The organism is Pseudomonas sp. SLFW (assembly GCF_009905615.1).
Taxonomy (GTDB): Bacteria; Pseudomonadota; Gammaproteobacteria; order Pseudomonadales; family Pseudomonadaceae; genus Aquipseudomonas; species Aquipseudomonas bambusae.
The window spans coordinates 1-15,327 of sequence record NZ_JAAAKW010000036.1; the positions used below are offsets into that span (position 1 = coordinate 1).

Here is a 15,327-nt window from a genome sequence, read left to right on the forward strand (position 1 = left end):
AGGTGGCACACCTTGTCGACGACAGTCTATCCTGCATTCCGCTACTACACCAAGCCTCTTTTTGCCATGGCAAAAAGGGCATCCACTTCTACGGAAACGTAGAAGTGGCAATCGCGGTTCAGGCTTCTGCCACGCAAAGCGTGGCTTGCCGGATTTTGTTCGCCTGACTTATTTTTGGATTGTACAAACCAGCACCTGCGGCGGTGGCTTCACGCCCATAGGCTGCTACGGAAAACAAATTCACTGGCCGTTTTCTCCAGGTCTCCCCCGCGCTCTAAATTAGGCTTTTGATCTGGCCCCCATCTCCCGCACCATGCCGAGCGAAGCGCCACCTGAAGGCCGAAAGTAAAGGAACCGCTCCACCGTTCCGAATCAAGGGCAGGCGGGCCGGTTGGGTTCTCTTGACCTGTCTTATTCGTCCAAAACTTTGCCATGACAAAGTTTTATTTTGGATTGTACAAACCAAATTTATGGATTGAGACCCCCGAATTTGCTAAAATTGGTTTGTACAATCCAAAATGAGATTGGCCATGATTCCTACAAAAGATGCTTACGACGAACTCGACCGGGCTTACGCGCATTTCAATGCGGAGCTTTTCGACGGGCAGTTGCCGACCTGTCTAATCACTCTCCAGCGTGAAAAGAAAACCTACGGTTATTTCTCGGCGGCCAGGTTCATAAACCAGGTAGACAAGTCTTTCACCGATGAAATCGCGCTGAACCCTGCCTATTTTGGCGTTGTGTCCTTAAAGGAAGTCATGCAAACGGTTGTGCATGAAATGGTCCACCTGTGGCAGCACCATTTTGGCAAGCCTGGGCGGCGCCGTTACCACAACCGGGAGTGGGGTGAGAAGATGAAAGCCGTTGGCCTCATGCCAAGCGACACGGGTAAGCCTGGCGGCAAGCAAACCGGCGAACGCATGGCAGACTACGCAATAGAAGGCGGCGTGTTTGAAAAAGCACTTGATAAGCTGCTGGCCACCTCATACCGAATCACCTGGTTAGACCATTACCCATGGCGTCATGTAGACCCAGCGGCCTTACAGGCTGCACTTGACGGGGACGTAGAAGGCGTAGACCCCGCGAACATCTTAAGTCCCGAGACCACAGCGGCACCGGCGCCGACCAAACAGACGCGGGCTAAGTACAGTTGCGCATGTGAAATAAACGTGTGGGCAAAGCCGGGTTTGCATTTGATCTGCGGGGACTGCTCACAGCGGTTTGCCGAGGTCGAGCCGTCATAAGCCTAGCAAGAGGCCGCACATGCGGCCCCTGTTGCGCCCCTTTAGCCGTCAGATAGCAGGCCGTAATTGAACGGCACCAGGCGGCTTAACAACGCGTCATAGCTCCAGCACAAAACAGTGGCAACCAAGCCGGTCAGCAGCATGACCGTGAAGACAAACCATTGCCCAAATAGGGCGCAGGCCAAAAAGCTAAACAGCGACAGTGCCGCGATGATTTCCAGCAGACCAACAACCACGGGGCGAATAAGCGACAGCAGCGAAAACGCCGCCAGTCGCGCCGAACCTGTTACAGCGTCACGAGCTTTCATTTCTGATTTCCTCCACACCGACGATTTGAACGGTCGATAATTCAACCTCGACTATTTCCCCGGTATCAGCATAAACAACTTGGACCAAACCAGCAGGGGCCAAGGTAGCCTCTCGCCCGTTAAGCAGCACCTTTACGGTGGTGCTGCCTGAGTTGGTCACCTGATTGGTCGCCGCTACAGGCTGCGTTGCCCCTGCCGGTGCCTGGTTTGAGTTTTCCAGGTCTAAGGGGCGTTCTTTGTCACGGTCGCCTTCTTGCTTCGGCGGCTTGGTCTCTTCGTTCGTTGGTGCTCCACCTGTGTTCTGCGCGGCCTGCACCTGGGCTTGTTCCAACGCTTGGGCCTGGGCAGCTGCTTCTGCCTCTCGGCTGCGCAACTGCTCCAACAACCGACCTACGCCTGCGCGGGTGATTTCTTCACCCTGCGCGTAGCGCTCGACCTCGGCGGGGAACTCCTTGTGAGCCTGGACAAGCTCATACAGCGTACGCCCACCTACTGCCTTGTCGTCGCCAAGCGCCTGGATGAAGTCCGGCGCGGTGGCCAGCGCTAAGAGTTGCGACACTGTGTCCGAGCGCATCCCGAGGCGTTTAGCGATAAGCGATTTTTTATCGCCTTCCGCTACACGCCACGCGATAAACCGCGCTTCTTCCATGGTCGTTAGCGGCTCCTGCTCGGTGTTCTCCGTTACCTGGTCGTAGCAGTCGATTTGCTCACTGATACGAACCGGTAGCGTGGCCAGGCCAGCAAGTTTGCAGGCGCGCCAACGGCGTTCCCCCAAACCGATGACGTATTTGCCATCGGCATTTTTTGGCCGCACTGTCACCGGCTGGTTGAGCCGACTGGCTTTGATGACCTCTGCGAGCTTTTGTAGCTTCACCTGGTCAAACTTTTTACGAGGCTGGCCGGGGTCCGGGATCACATCATCAATCGCAACCTCGATCACTTGGCCGTCTTCCCCTGCTACCGGAGCAGGGGCCGGGGTCGGTTCAAAATTTGCCAGCCCCAATAGATCCAATTTTCTAGCCATTCGCCTGCTCCATCTGCTTGTGCATCATTTCAAAAACTACCCGCACTTCTTTGCCCGCTGTGCGGGCGGCAGTCTTCACGCGGCCTTTCTCGTCCTCCAGACGCCATACCGGCACGCCCTCAGCCGCGGCTTCCTTATAGGCCCCGCTTTTCCTCACGTACCCGCCAAACAGATGTTTGCGGTAATGGGTCATAAGCTGCTTCAACCAATCAATTTGCGCGGGCTGGGTCGCGTCGAACTCATTGGGCACAATGCCAAAGCTCACAAGTTTGGTATTCCATTCCTGCTGGATGAACGCAATCCTGGTAAGCACGTCCTTGGCCACGTCGATGCTGTAGGAGTCAATCCGGCACGGAATCGCCACATAATCACTGCTAACCAAAAGCGAGTTGGCAATACGGCTGTTAGAGCCTGCCGTATCGACTACCACATAGTCGAAGTCGCGGGCGATCCGGGCAATTTGCGCTCGCACCAGGTCTACCATTTCATCGTCATCCAGGGCGCTGCGCTCGGCTTTAATCAAACCAGGCTTGTCCGCCATCAACACATAGAGGTTCTGGCCCTCGACCAGGGCGATAGGCTCCAGCGGCGTCTGCTGGAACAGGTCAGACGATTTCATACCTGGTACGGCGTACTCGCCTAGCGGCTTACTACCGTTGCCCTGCTCGTCGCCGTCTAGGTAAAGGGTGCGATACCCGCTCTCGGCCAGGTAAAACGCATCGTTGTAAGACAGCATGGATTTCCCGCTGCCACCTTTCTGATTCGCCCATGCTTTCTGTTTGAATCGGCGTGGTGTGTTCATTGCTTGCCTCTGCTCAAGGTTGCCCGCGCTGTTTGTTCCATGGCTCTGACCAGTTCGGCCAGGTCAGGGGGTAGGGTGGCAAACACTGAAACCCAACCCTCTGGCGCAGTGCCGTGTTCCTGGTGCAAGTCGTATGCTTTCTTCACCATCTGCGAAACGGCTTTTTCCGTAACGCCAAGCTCCGTCGCAATGTCTTTTTGCTTGCGCCCATCCACCAAAACTTGCCGAACCGCTTCGACGTTCGCCGGTTTCCAGCGCGGTCCCATATGCGCCTTGAGTGTGTCGAAGTCCTGCGGGGTAAGTCGCTCTTTTCGTCGCATGACTCTGCCTCGATCTAGCCATAGTCACTAACTCCCATCTCGTTAGCTGTCCAGGTTGCCGCCTGGGATAGCTATAGATTAGGTACATTTAAATGGATAGTAAAGAGATAAATGTATAGATGTGGCAGCGGCTAGAGATTATGTGTAGCTCGCCATTTTCTTTCCGTGGTGGCGCTGTTCTGCCGGAAAGAGTCGCGCAGCTAGGGTTGGCGGCTGCGCTGGGGAAGGGGGCTAGGGGGGTTGTGGGATGGCTCATAACCCATAAGGTGAAGCCTTTTGACCAGATCCTGAACTTGGCCCTTGAGATAGCCAATGCTGGTATTAGCCGTGTGCAGCTCGTTTTGAAGCTGGACTACCCGCCATGTGAGCTGCTGATTAATCGCGACAACGCGGCGCACGCTAGAGCGCTCACGCTCAATCTCGTCTACGTCTCCCGGATCACCTCGATCAAAGCGATTTTCTAGCTGATACAGAATATCAGCAGGGATTTCGGGCAAATCATCGGAAAGGAACCAGGACACAGCGAAGCCCTAAAACTGGATGTATGAACAGTATGCAAGAACACCGCAATACGTGCCAAGGACCTCACCCCGGACGACACACTTAGCCAGGAGGTTTAACCGGCATAGGCTGAAACAAAACGCATGAGCTTTGCAGGTCTGAATGGGCAGATAGTGGGGTTAAGTGTGTCGAACCACTCCCCGAGCTAACGGACACACTGTCTGTTTGAGGATCGTCTAAGCCTAAAAGCACTTGCCCAGGCCGACGCTTACCGCGCCGCCTAGGGGCAGGTATCTGATTGGCACCATGCTTAACATCACTAATTTGAATTGATTGACCGGTCCCTGGAATTGCCGGTGGCTCAGATTTGGCCTGGTGCTCAAGGTGGCCAAGCTTGAGCTGTATAACGTTGTGCGCGCGGGTTTCGTTGAGGACGTGGCGATAGGTGGCCACTGTCTGCCGGGTGACGCCTGCAAGCTCCGCTATTGCCGTCAACGCAAGGGGTTTGCCCCGTTGGTGCAGTTGCCTACAAGCGGCACGTATCTTTGACTCTGTGGCGTTCTGCCGTTCCTGGTGCGTGCGCCTAGCCGCTAGCCGCTGACGCTCGACAAGGGGCAGCGACTTGTCCAGCTCCATCACGCCGCGATGGCATCGACTGTTGCCGGTGTATCGGCTCCAGGTCCAGCGGGCTACAGAGCGGACGGTTGAGCGGATCGAGGATAGCGGCAGGTCGCATGTGAATGCCCCCCGGCCGCCAAACCGATTGGCGTTGTGCGCATGCGCTGTGAGGCGGTTAACGAAATGGTCATACGTGCCCTGGTCACGCTCGCGATTGACGATGCTATATGCGAAGTACCGGAGGTTTTCGAATAGCGTGCAATGGCGTGAATGGCTGACGGCCTCGTAGTCCGGTCCCTTGCCCCATGGTGTAATGGGTTCAAGCTCTACGCACTCGGCCAAATCGGCCAGCTCGTAGACGTGGTTATGCAGCTCCTGGGTGTGCCACCAGGGATGGCCAGGCGTCTTTGCAACCGGGCCGCCGTGGTAGTCGGGATCTGCGTCTAGAGCGTTAACGAACGCCTTGTATATGGCCTTCAGATAATTGATAGGGCGGCTGCGCGCATTGTCCGATGTACAGACCGGTATAATCGCGTAGTAGAGGTGAGCCGCGCCGGTGTGCCTATTGCGCACAATGAGGTTAGGCGGGGGTAAGCCAGCATCGTCCCATATCAGCGAATTGAAGTGGTCCAGGTCGAATATAAGCCATGACACCATGCCTTCCCGATTGATCTGCATATACGGGTAGCAGACCGCGTATTCACGCGGACGAACGCGCGTAGCGGTCTTGTCGTCACTGCATCGGGACAGGTACGGGCATTCCTGCAGGACGCGATTTAACGCGGTCCCATCCAAGAAATACCGTTCATTGGGCCGCTTGATTACAGCGGAATCGCTGACTCTTAGGGCCATAACCCACCGCCAGAATGGCGGTGAGTAGATAGACGGACGCGAAATAAATCACGCCCCATCTTGCACATAGCTGCGCAGGAATCCATACTCTTCTCACCTAACAGGTGAGCACCACGTCGAATCCGCCAAGATATCAAGACGTGTGTGCTCTTTTTTTTTGCCCCGCCGTCAGTGGCTAGGGGTCTTCTCTCCGGCCTGTGGGCCGTCCAGCTTCAGCTTGAACTGTGGATGCTCTATACCGGCTTCCAACTCGTCCAGATACCTCAACACCGCTTCGCGTAACACCGCCGAAGTGGTGGTGCCGCGCGCTCGCATCGCGGAGTCGAAGCGCCGCTTGATTGCGTCGTCCACTTTCGTGGCCATGATGGTTTGCGCTTGTGCGGTCATAGTCGTTTTCCGGTTATACCGTTTAACTAATGCCAAAAAGTAGCGGTTAAACGGTTATACGTCAAGCTAACGAGTGCAGCCCTGTGTGCCTGGGCAGTTTTCATGTCCGGGGCCTGACACGTTGGGCGGCGTAATTGGTTTGTACAATCCACTTTTTGGGTTGTACAAACCACAGGCATGCGAGAGAAACCCGGGCAAGGAGGCTGGCCCCGGAAAAGAAAACTGGCCCCGAAGGGCCAGCTTGTTACTGGATGGTTACTGCGGAAAATCCGCTTCCGCATTGTCGGCTATAGCCGTCGTCATGGGTGACGAACACGCTTTGGGCCGTCTGACTTACCAGGCCGCGCAGACGGTCACTGTGGCGATTGATAGAGGCGCAAATCTCGCTTTGGAGGCTGTCGCCGGCATTCAGGTGATACGAGGGCAAGACGGTGGCCCAAAGCTGGCCAGCGCGGAACGCTTCGACCGTAGGTTTAGCTATACCAGCTTCCCGGAAGTTGCTTTGCAGGTTGCGATACACCCGGTCAATAGCTTGCTCTACAGCAGCGTCCGATACCGTGCGGCAAGCGTTGATCGAATCCGCCCCAAAGGACACGGTTTCGCCATGCATCATGTGGTAAATCGAACCCTTATAGTCGATACCGCCATCAAAGTAAGACGCCTGGAAACGGCAGGTAACGGCCTCTACCTGCTTGGCGTTCGGGCCATCATTCCAAGCAACGGTAATGCTCGCGCCCATCGAATAGGTATGACTGCGAACACTGAAACGAACGTCCGGGAAAGACTCTTTGAGGGCTTTACGAACAAGCTTTGCGGTGTCAGCGCAGGTAAGATACTTAGTAGTCATGGCATAACTCCCATCTAGTTAGCTGTGATTAGAAGCCCTGGTACGGTTGCCGCCGACCGGGGCTTCGTTGCTTATGCAGCCCTTTGTCTGCATGGGTCCATTATACTGATCCTTTTAAGGGTAAGTCTATAGCATTCTTTACCTTTTGTCGGGTGTTAAGGTGCTTTTGCCGATGCGGAAATTTGTTTTCCGTAGTAGCATCTTTTGATCTTCTGTCGGAGGACGCCCATGGAAAAGTCAGACATAGAAAAAGCTCGAGGGATTGAGCTGGCCAGCGTCATTGAAGGGTTCGGCGGGATACGTGATGCAGCTGACCCCAAGAACAACTGGAAAACTCACGCGGGCCGGATAACGGTTACGGACCAAAAGTTTTACAACCACGACGCGGACAAGGGTGGTGGTGGTGCTATTGATTTGGCGATGCACCTGGGCGGCTTTGGTTTCAAAGACGCTGTAGCTTGGCTGGGGGGAACCCACGGCCGGGAAGCCGCAGTGCAGACTTACCAGGCAGAAGCTCGCCAGCAGGCCACCAAAATCCTGGACACAACGGCCAAGCCGAAGCTTGAAATTCCCGAGCAAGATCCCCGCAAACTGCCGAAAGTGAGGAACTACCTCACAAATACGCGTGGCATCCCTGAACAAATCGTCAATACCGCTATCGAAAAGGGCCGTGTCTGGGGCGATAAATACGGGAACGCTGTATTTGCCTTACGCGATCTGGACGGAACAGTATCCGGCGCAGAACTTCGCGGGACATATAGCAAACCGTTTCACGGCATACGCGGCGACCGTGGCTTGTACTTCACCGGTAAAGCAGCCTCGAAAGTGGCGGTATTTGTCGAGTCGTCTATCGAAGCCATGAGTTACCAGGCGCTTAACCCGGAGGCATTGGTAATAGGTACCGCAGGAAGCACCAGGGATATTCTCCAAGGCGCCGCCAAGCAATTGGAAGGCCAAGGGTACAAAATTGTCGATGGCTTCAACGCCGACAAAGCTGGGGACCGCCTTGGGGACCGCTTGAAAGAAGCTGTAAGCCAACAGGTGGAGCGCCAGCGCCCGACCGCTGGCAAGGATTGGAATATCGAGCTTAAAGCCGTGCGCGCTGCCATGAAGGATCACGCGCCAGGAAAGCGGGAAGCTGAGCCGGAAAGGTGAAGCAGGACAGACACGCGATAATTCATATTGCACTTATCGCAAAAGTGTTGCGGCAGAAAGGGCATTGCTGTAGGTTCATAGCCACAGTAAGCAATGTCCGGCCTGCCGGACCAAGGAGGGGTTATGAAACTGGCACCATTCGCATTGTTAGCAGCCATCTGTGCTACCTACGCGCTACCCAGCGCAGCACAAGCCGAAACCTACCCAGTTGTCACCGGCGACACCCAGCAGGATCGTGATGCGCAACGACGCTCGATCCTCACCAACGAGCTGGCTACGGAAAAAAAATCCCTCTCCGATGCGAACGCCGAAATGGCGGCCGCGATCAAGGCCCAAAAATCGCCCGAAGATGTGCAAGCCATTGCTGCTCAAGCCCTGGGGCACAGTAACAACATCGAATCGCTGCAACGCGAGCTAGACGGCCTGGGTGGAAAGGTTGCCCGTCCCCGTCGTGCTGCGTTCGTTCCCGAGGCCCAACCCGAGGCCCCTAGTCCCAGCGCCCAAGCACCGGCAGATGTTCCCTATTGGGACGTATATCACCGCAAACAGAACGTACCCCAAGCCACTCCCGAGGAAGACCAGGACGACGGGGCAGCGTTGAACGACTCACCTAATGCCGGTGACAAGGAGGCCCGTTCTGGATCCACAAAATAACCATAAGCGCGGGGACAGTACCCCGAAACCTGTAGCGTCGATGTGCGCAGACGTGAGGCCGAAATCGTTGCAAAAGGATACGATGACGGCCCCACAAAACGCACAAGAGGCCACCGAAATGACAGCTATGTATGAGGACCAGCTTGAGGACGCAGCGAAGAACAACGCCATACGGCAGTTCATTTTGCGGCAGATGACACCCGAAAAGTTTGGACTTGTAGTGATTTTAACTTGGAAAGAAGGGGAGAACGTTTTATTCAATGCACGCAAACAAGTGAGGCTTTGGCCTAACTTGAACACTTTGGCTGGCTATATCCGGGGGCTTAAATGCCACCAGACACCTATATCATTGGAGCTTGACTATGACAGTACAGATGACACCTAACACCTCGACCCGCTCCCTGGCTAAGAATCGCCGACTCCTGGCGTTCGTGGCCGCCGTGATTGGGTCAATCTTCCCAGCATTCGCCATGGCGGCGAATCCCTTCACCACCGGCGCCACCGGCCTGTCGGCTGATACGCTGGCGATGCTTACGCCGGTGGCAGGTATCGCCGTTATGGTCGTGGGCGTCCTGGCCTTGTTCGGCAAAATTCACTGGATGTGGCTGGTTGGCACCATCGTCGGCATCGTTCTGCTGTTCGGTAGCGACCAGATTGTTACCTGGATTCGCGGCCTGTTTGGCGTTTAACCGAGCCGCATCAAGAGAGGCCCCACATGGAAAAGAACGACGGGATTTTGGTCGATACTTTATTCGTGGGGCCTACGCGTCCCACAATGCGCTGGGGAGTCACCTGGCAAGCATTCATCATCAACATGATGTTCACAATTGAGTGTTTCGTATTCACGAAAAACCTGCTGTGGCTGCTCATGTTCTTTCCGATTCACTTGGTGCTTTACGCCATCTGTCTTTATGACCCTCGCGCGTTTGAACTCATCTATCTTTGGGGTCGAACCAAAGCGTTTACGTTCGTGGGCAATTTCTTTTACTGGAGAGCGGCGACCTACAGCCCCCTAGAGTTCAATGTAGGTAAGAAGCTGAGCAAGCGAAAACTTCGCAAACTACAGAAAAGGGGTCTGATATGAGTTTTGCCGACAAGTTACGTAAAAAGGTGATTAAGAATGAGCCGCCTGTCTCTGACAAGCTGCCGTTTGAAGTTCACCTTGACGAACATACGATCATGACAAAGGATCGTGATTACATGCAGGTTATTCGACTGACAGGCGCAAGCTTTGAAAGCGCTGACGATGAACAGTTGAATATCTGGCATAAGCGCCTGAATGCGCTTTTCAAAAATATATCTAGCCATAACATCGCATTGTGGCAACACATTATTCGCCGTCGGGAAACGAAGTATCCGCCCGGTGAATTTCCCGACGGTTTTGCAAAGGACCTAAACGAGAAATATTCGTCTCGCCTATCCGGTGAGAAACTGCGCGTCAATGAGTTGTATTTAACCGTAGTTTACCGCCCGTTTCCCTCGGTTTTCACAAGCACTGTATTCAAAATGGTTTCGAAGGCCGATAAGGTCACTCGCGAAGCCGAACGACTGCAAGCCATCGAAGTATTGAACAAGGTGGTTCGGCAGGTCATGCGCAGCCTGCGCCGCTATGATGTGGAAAAGCTGGGTATCTACAAGCATCAGGGGATTTACTGCTCCGAACCCATGGAGCTGATGGGCTTCTTACTCAATGGCAAATGGCAGCGCGTGGCCATCGCCCAGGCGCCCCTGCGTAAGCTGGTGGCTGCGGCAAGGCCGTTCTGGGGTAACGAGACGGTAGAAGTTCGCGGGGCTACCAGCACGTTCTATGGCGCGCTCCTGGGCATCGGTACCTATCCCCCGGAAACGACCTCTGTTTTCCTTAATGACCTACTCAACGCACCTTATGATTTCGTGCTGACGCAATCTTTTAGCTTCATCAAACAGGAAACAGCGCGCCGGACGATGAAGACTGCGCAAGATCGCATGGAAAGTGCTGAGGATGACGCCACGTCGCAGATTGACGAAATTGACGATGCTCTAGACGACCTGGCATCACGTCGTATCGTGATGGGACAACATCACTTCAATTTGTTCGTTAAGTCGGATACGGTTGAAGGTCTTAACGATAACGTTGCCGATGCCATTGATATTTTGGGCAGCACTGGAATGACGGCCGTTCGTGAAGACCTGGCAATTGTTGCCGCGTACTGGGCACAGTTCCCTGGCCAGTTTAAAGACCGCCCACGCGTTTCTGGCATTAACAGCAAGAATTTTAGCGGCTTCGCGCCAATGCATAATTTTCCGGCTGGGCGTCTCACCAATAATCATTGGGGGGATGCTCTGACCATGTACATGACCACGGCCGGGACACCCTATTACTTCTCCTTCCATGCGTCAGATCCGCAGGATAAGAACGACATTAAGGTTAAGGACGTTGGCCATACGATGGTATTGGGTCCAACTGGCTCAGGTAAGACCGCCTGGGTCGCCTTTAACCTGGCGATGCTGCTGAAATTCGGAGCTACCTGTGTGCTGTTTACGAAAGACAGGGATACCGAGATTATCATCCGCGCGCTGGGTGGTAAGTATTACCCAGTTCAGAGCGGCGTAAAGACCAACTGGAACCCCTACAAGCTCGACCTGGACAATCCCATTACTCGGCCTTTCCTCAAGCGCCTGACCTTGTATCTAGGTGCGCATCAGGGCAACGTGGGCGCCCTGGAAGTAGGGGAAGTGGAGCAAATCGAAGCGGCAGTAAACTCCGTCCTGCGGCTCGATTTGGAACATCGCCGCTTGGGTCGTGTGCTGGATTACCTGGATCAAAATTCGGTGATTTATCGCCGCTTGCAGCGCTGGTGCTACTCGCGCAAAAACGGCCAACCGGACGGGGAGAACGCATGGGTTTTTGACAACCAGATCGATACCCTGGCGGCGTCGTTAGGGGAAAGCCTCATTACAGGCTTCGACGTAACCGCGTTCCTCAACAACGACGAACTGCGCGCACCAATCAACATGTACCTCTTCCACCTGGTATCTACCTTGGTGGACGGTCGCCGGTTTGCACTGTTCATTGCGGAGTTCTGGAAAGCCCTGGGAGACCCGCCTTTTCAGTCGTTCGTCCAGGACCAGCTCAAAACCATTCGTAAGAACAATGGTTTTGTAGTATTGGACTCTCAGTCGCCTAACGATGCGCTCAGCAGCCCTATTTCGGACACGCTCATTGAACAAACGCCGAATAAGGTGTTATTTCCAAACGACAAAGCCGATTACGCACAATACAAAAAACTCGGCACCTCTGACCGGGTATTTCAACTGGTGAAAGAAACCGATCCCGAAGCCAGTCGGGTATTTGTCCTTCAACAGGGACACAACTCGGTTGTTTGCCGATTCGACATGGAAGGGATGAAATACGAACTCGACGTACTGTCGAGTAAAAAACATACCGTTGCCCTGGTTGACCGGCTGCGTGCTGAATACGGCGATAAACCAGAACAGTGGTTACCTCATTTCAAAGTTGCAGACAGGAAATCATGACGATGACTATCAAACGACTGACTATCGCTATTGGCCTGGCTTCCGCTATTGCGTCAGGTGCTGCCATAGCTGACGTAGTACCCGTAATTGACGCGCTCGCCATTCAGAAAGCAATTGCCAATGGCGTGATTATGACAAACCAGCTTACTCAGATTGAGAATAATCTGAGGGTCGCGCAGAACCAATACAGTTCGCTCACTGGTAGTCGCGGCCTGGGTACATTGTTGTCGGACTCCCCACGCAATGGTCTGCCGGAGAATTGGGCCGAGGGGATGGCACTGCTCAACAGCAATAGCGGGCCGACCTATGGGGATCTAGCCAATTCGGCCACCCAAATTCGCGAGTCTCAAGCGGTACTTTCTTCTTCCGAAGCAGCGTCTTTGTCGCCTCAAATGCAATCGTACCTGTCGCAAATGCGCAACATGAGCGCTAACCAGCAGGCACTAGGGCAAGCAGCCTATTCGAACTCATCCACTCGCATACAGACTTTGGAGCGCCTGACCAACAGCATCAATGCGCAAACAGACCCTAAAGCGATCATGGACCTTCAAGCGGTCGCCCAGTCGGAGCAAGCGAAACTTGCAAATGACCAGGCGCAACTGCAAAGCGTGCAACAACTGACTCAGGCCAATGACCAGGCCGCACGGCAGATGCAAAACGAACTGCGTATGCAGGTTAGTGGAAGTACGGACTTCCCAGCCATTGATACGTCAATCCCATCTAACTAACTTCTACGGAAAGAAAAGTATGAAAAAGTTTATCGCTCTCGCCTTTGTCCTGGTCTGTCTGTCGGGCTGCTGGGACGAGAAAGATAAGGTAGTTTGTGACGCTGCTTGCCGAGCTGAACGCTCAGGCCAGGCCGACTTTCCAAGTTTGGATACCAGCGCCCCGGACTCATTCAAGAAAGCCCCGGACAAGGGGCGCTAACCTGGAGTCCTGGTTATGGCTACGCAAACCTACACTCAAGTTCTGACGTTCGTGGATGGCATGACCACGACGTTCATTACGCAAAACGTGGTCAACGTGGCTAACGCCATCGCGCCCGCTGTGAACACCTTGCTAGCTGTTTACATCATGTTTTGGGGTTATGCCCTGTTTCGTGGTGCAGGGCAGCAAGAACCCATGATGGATGGCCTACAGCGCATCCTCAAGATGGTGTGCATCCTATATGTAGGCTTTCAGTTTGCCGCATATAACTCCTATGTTGTGAATACTTTCAGTGTCGCACCGCTGGAGCTAGGGAATGCGTTCTTTGGGGCAAATAACACCACCACCATATTTGGCTCTCTCGATAGCATCTTGGCGAAGGGATTCACCGCCGGTAAGAAGTTTTGGGACCAGGGCGGTATTCTCGTAGGCGATCCAGGCATGTACATGGTCGCTATCCTTGTATGGGCGCAGACCATCGTCGTTACTGCTTATGCTTGCTTCTTGATCGTTTCGTCAAAAATCGCATTGGCTATCATCATGGCGTTGGGACCGCTGTTCATATTTTCGCTAATGTTTCAGGCAACTTCTGATTTCTTTAGTCGGTGGATTCAGCAGCTTTCTAACTATGCACTGGTCATTGTGATGACCATCGCCGCCAACGCTCTGATTATGACGTTGTATGAGCGCGCTTCAACGGGCGCTGCCGCCATCACCAGCACGGCACAGATTAACCAACTGTTCCCGTTCCTGGTGACAGGGGCTATCTCACTTTTGTGCTTGGCACAGATCCCATCCAAAGCCGCAGGGCTCGCCGGTGGTGTATCGATCAACTCTTACGGCGCCGGTCGGCTGGCAGCCCGCATGTTTACCAGACATTTGCGGTCCCTCATGCCTAAACGCATGCCCAATATCGGCAACAAAGAGCGCAAACGCCCACGTGGCGGGCGTATCGATCGCGCATAACCACTGGTCGGCAAGCAAGGAATCGTTAGGCAGTGAAGCCTCTCAACAAACAGAAAGACCTTTTCTGCATAGACGGAACATAGTAAAGTGTTGCTATGTATCCGTCTTTTTTGTGCGCGTAAGGAATGTAAAAATGAAAAACGTTTTTCGTGTTGTTGTCTTGTCCGCCATCGTTGCGGCCACAGGTTGCGCCCATCAACCGCCGTCGTGTGACGGCAAAGCGCGCCGCCCAATCAACGCTGACCGGCAGGCCGGTATCAGCTTTCCAAGCTGCGGCCAGTCCGTTGCCTTTAATGCTTTTGACCTGGGAGACGGCTAATGCAAACCCGCCAAAAGCTGACACCCGAGGCCGCGAAAAAAAGCGCCGATGACCAGGCGCTACAGCGGTTCCTAGGGACCATCAAAACCTTCGTGGATTCCCACGACGATATACAGCAGATACTCCAGGCATCTCAGTCCTGGGCTGACACTGAGGTCGAACGCAGGGAGAAGGCGAAAGCCTGGGCCATTCGCATAGCGGCCGGGGCCGTAGTGTTCGCATTCGGTGCTTTGTGGGTCGCACACGAAGCGATCCAAACAGCGATGGTCCCCCCACCGCCGCCGCAAGTGCTTGTGATGAATGAAACCACCGGCGCGATTAATCCGCTTATGTCGCTCACGGAAGTGAAAGTTAAATACGAGGACGCCTTACTGCGGCGAGCGCTGAATACTTTCTCAATCTGCCGAGAACGTTATATTCGCGATATGGCGGAAAGTGATTACTTTTGTGCAGCGTCCTTTATGTCACCTCAACTGCAATCGCAGTGGGCCAAATACTGGGACTCGGATAATCCAAATGGCCCGCTTACCATTTATGGTAGCCGCGCCACGGTAAAAGTTACGATTGAAAGTATTTCGCCGCGTGCGAACAATCAGGGAATTGTTGATACCGCGCAGATTTACTTCCAACGCACCGTGACCCAAAACGGCGTGCCAACCACTACCCATTGGGTAGCAGACGTTAGTTTTAAAATGGTAAATCTGCCGAAGGAAGAAGCCCAGCGCCGCGTTAACGACATTGGTTTGCAGATCACTCAATACAACACCAATCAGGTGTTGACCGCCTCAAGCGGCACGGCCCGTAGCCAGGCGCCTGCCGCCGCACCTGCCGCCCCGCGCCAGGGTCTGTCGGCCCCGGCCTACTCGCCTAACCAGGGGAGGGACTGA

16 protein-coding genes and 1 pseudogene are annotated in these 15,327 nt (G+C 54.3%); 10 read left to right on the forward strand and 7 right to left on the reverse strand.

The features are described from left to right. The first annotated feature begins 530 nt into the window (after positions 1–530). Positions 531–1,244, forward strand: a complete 714-nt coding sequence (locus GVN17_RS28505; protein WP_256665521.1) for a SprT-like domain-containing protein — start codon at positions 531–533, stop codon at positions 1,242–1,244. A 41-nt stretch (positions 1,245–1,285) separates the two neighbouring features. On the opposite strand, the gene GVN17_RS28510 is transcribed toward GVN17_RS28505, so the two are convergent. The 7 genes and pseudogenes from GVN17_RS28510 to GVN17_RS28540 all read right to left on the reverse strand — a co-directional run bounded on the left by GVN17_RS28510 (position 1,286) and on the right by GVN17_RS28540 (position 6,903). After that, positions 1,286–1,552 carry a hypothetical protein gene (locus GVN17_RS28510; protein ID WP_166598613.1) on the reverse strand — a complete coding sequence of 89 codons (267 nt, stop codon included), beginning with the start codon at positions 1,550–1,552 and terminating at the stop codon, positions 1,286–1,288. Next, positions 1,539–2,576 (reverse strand): ParB/RepB/Spo0J family partition protein, encoded by a 1,038-nt coding sequence (locus GVN17_RS28515; protein WP_166598614.1) that lies wholly within the window; start codon positions 2,574–2,576, stop codon positions 1,539–1,541. Before GVN17_RS28515 ends, GVN17_RS28510 begins: the two co-directional genes overlap by 14 nt. Beyond that, positions 2,569–3,378, reverse strand: a complete 810-nt coding sequence (locus GVN17_RS28520; RefSeq protein WP_166598615.1) for a ParA family protein — start codon at positions 3,376–3,378, stop codon at positions 2,569–2,571. Before GVN17_RS28520 ends, GVN17_RS28515 begins: the two co-directional genes overlap by 8 nt. Beyond that, positions 3,375–3,698: a TrfB-related DNA-binding protein gene (locus GVN17_RS28525; protein ID WP_166598616.1), complete on the reverse strand. Its 324-nt coding sequence runs from the start codon at positions 3,696–3,698 to the stop codon at positions 3,375–3,377. Before GVN17_RS28525 ends, GVN17_RS28520 begins: the two co-directional genes overlap by 4 nt. Before the next feature lie 786 nt (positions 3,699–4,484). After that, positions 4,485–5,669: pseudogene (locus tag GVN17_RS28530) on the reverse strand (replication initiation protein); the annotation flags it as partial. A 168-nt stretch (positions 5,670–5,837) separates the two neighbouring features. Beyond that, positions 5,838–6,056, reverse strand: coding sequence for a CopG family transcriptional regulator (locus GVN17_RS28535; protein WP_166598618.1), 219 nt, complete (start codon positions 6,054–6,056; stop codon positions 5,838–5,840). Positions 6,057–6,300: 244 nt separating this feature from the next. Continuing rightward, complete coding sequence (locus tag GVN17_RS28540) at positions 6,301–6,903, reverse strand: LPD29 domain-containing protein (protein ID WP_166598619.1); 603 nt, start codon at positions 6,901–6,903, stop codon at positions 6,301–6,303. Between the two features lie 228 nt (positions 6,904–7,131). On the opposite strand from GVN17_RS28540, the gene GVN17_RS28545 reads away from it, so the two are divergent. The 9 genes from GVN17_RS28545 (at position 7,132) to GVN17_RS28585 (ending at position 15,327) form a co-directional block, all read left to right on the forward strand. Next, entirely contained in the window at positions 7,132–8,058 is a 927-nt protein-coding gene (locus GVN17_RS28545; RefSeq protein ID WP_166598620.1) for a DUF3991 and TOPRIM domain-containing protein, read from the forward strand. A 123-nt stretch (positions 8,059–8,181) separates the two neighbouring features. Continuing rightward, positions 8,182–8,712 (forward strand): hypothetical protein, encoded by a 531-nt coding sequence (locus GVN17_RS28550; protein WP_166598621.1) that lies wholly within the window; start codon positions 8,182–8,184, stop codon positions 8,710–8,712. Between the two features lie 362 nt (positions 8,713–9,074). Then, the gene (locus GVN17_RS28555) at positions 9,075–9,401 is read left to right on the forward strand and encodes a TrbC/VirB2 family protein (RefSeq protein WP_166598622.1); all 327 of its coding nucleotides are present in this window, start codon (positions 9,075–9,077) and stop codon (positions 9,399–9,401) included. A 26-nt stretch (positions 9,402–9,427) separates the two neighbouring features. Then, positions 9,428–9,796 (forward strand): type IV secretion system protein VirB3, encoded by a 369-nt coding sequence (locus tag GVN17_RS28560; protein WP_166598623.1) that lies wholly within the window; start codon positions 9,428–9,430, stop codon positions 9,794–9,796. After that, positions 9,793–12,228 carry a VirB4 family type IV secretion/conjugal transfer ATPase gene (locus GVN17_RS28565; RefSeq protein ID WP_166598624.1) on the forward strand — a complete coding sequence of 812 codons (2,436 nt, stop codon included), beginning with the start codon at positions 9,793–9,795 and terminating at the stop codon, positions 12,226–12,228. The genes GVN17_RS28560 and GVN17_RS28565 overlap by 4 nt, the downstream gene beginning before the upstream one ends. Before the next feature lie 2 nt (positions 12,229–12,230). Continuing rightward, complete coding sequence (locus tag GVN17_RS28570; protein ID WP_166598625.1) at positions 12,231–12,956, forward strand: type IV secretion system protein; 726 nt, start codon at positions 12,231–12,233, stop codon at positions 12,954–12,956. Positions 12,957–13,170: 214 nt separating this feature from the next. Beyond that, a complete protein-coding gene (locus GVN17_RS28575; RefSeq protein WP_166598626.1) occupies positions 13,171–14,121 on the forward strand; it encodes a type IV secretion system protein in 951 nt (316 codons plus the stop codon). 133 nt (positions 14,122–14,254) lie between these two features. Then, positions 14,255–14,440: a hypothetical protein gene (locus GVN17_RS28580; RefSeq protein ID WP_166598627.1), complete on the forward strand. Its 186-nt coding sequence runs from the start codon at positions 14,255–14,257 to the stop codon at positions 14,438–14,440. After that, a complete protein-coding gene (locus GVN17_RS28585; RefSeq protein ID WP_166598628.1) occupies positions 14,440–15,327 on the forward strand; it encodes a type IV secretion system protein in 888 nt (295 codons plus the stop codon). The genes GVN17_RS28580 and GVN17_RS28585 overlap by 1 nt, the downstream gene beginning before the upstream one ends.

What these genes read in the sequence shown, in the direction of transcription:
- GVN17_RS28505 (WP_256665521.1), top strand. Translation starts at nt 531, where the DNA reads ATGATTCCTACAAAAGATGCTTACGACGAACTCGACCGGGCTTACGCG.
- GVN17_RS28510 (WP_166598613.1), bottom strand. Translation starts at nt 1,552, where the DNA reads ATGAAAGCTCGTGACGCTGTAACAGGTTCGGCGCGACTGGCGGCGTTT.
- GVN17_RS28515 (WP_166598614.1), bottom strand. Translation starts at nt 2,576, where the DNA reads ATGGCTAGAAAATTGGATCTATTGGGGCTGGCAAATTTTGAACCGACC.
- GVN17_RS28520 (WP_166598615.1), bottom strand. Translation starts at nt 3,378, where the DNA reads ATGAACACACCACGCCGATTCAAACAGAAAGCATGGGCGAATCAGAAA.
- GVN17_RS28525 (WP_166598616.1), bottom strand. Translation starts at nt 3,698, where the DNA reads ATGCGACGAAAAGAGCGACTTACCCCGCAGGACTTCGACACACTCAAG.
- GVN17_RS28535 (WP_166598618.1), bottom strand. Translation starts at nt 6,056, where the DNA reads ATGACCGCACAAGCGCAAACCATCATGGCCACGAAAGTGGACGACGCA.
- GVN17_RS28540 (WP_166598619.1), bottom strand. Translation starts at nt 6,903, where the DNA reads ATGACTACTAAGTATCTTACCTGCGCTGACACCGCAAAGCTTGTTCGT.
- GVN17_RS28545 (WP_166598620.1), top strand. Translation starts at nt 7,132, where the DNA reads ATGGAAAAGTCAGACATAGAAAAAGCTCGAGGGATTGAGCTGGCCAGC.
- GVN17_RS28550 (WP_166598621.1), top strand. Translation starts at nt 8,182, where the DNA reads ATGAAACTGGCACCATTCGCATTGTTAGCAGCCATCTGTGCTACCTAC.
- GVN17_RS28555 (WP_166598622.1), top strand. Translation starts at nt 9,075, where the DNA reads ATGACAGTACAGATGACACCTAACACCTCGACCCGCTCCCTGGCTAAG.
- GVN17_RS28560 (WP_166598623.1), top strand. Translation starts at nt 9,428, where the DNA reads ATGGAAAAGAACGACGGGATTTTGGTCGATACTTTATTCGTGGGGCCT.
- GVN17_RS28565 (WP_166598624.1), top strand. Translation starts at nt 9,793, where the DNA reads ATGAGTTTTGCCGACAAGTTACGTAAAAAGGTGATTAAGAATGAGCCG.
- GVN17_RS28570 (WP_166598625.1), top strand. Translation starts at nt 12,231, where the DNA reads ATGACTATCAAACGACTGACTATCGCTATTGGCCTGGCTTCCGCTATT.
- GVN17_RS28575 (WP_166598626.1), top strand. Translation starts at nt 13,171, where the DNA reads ATGGCTACGCAAACCTACACTCAAGTTCTGACGTTCGTGGATGGCATG.
- GVN17_RS28580 (WP_166598627.1), top strand. Translation starts at nt 14,255, where the DNA reads ATGAAAAACGTTTTTCGTGTTGTTGTCTTGTCCGCCATCGTTGCGGCC.
- GVN17_RS28585 (WP_166598628.1), top strand. Translation starts at nt 14,440, where the DNA reads ATGCAAACCCGCCAAAAGCTGACACCCGAGGCCGCGAAAAAAAGCGCC.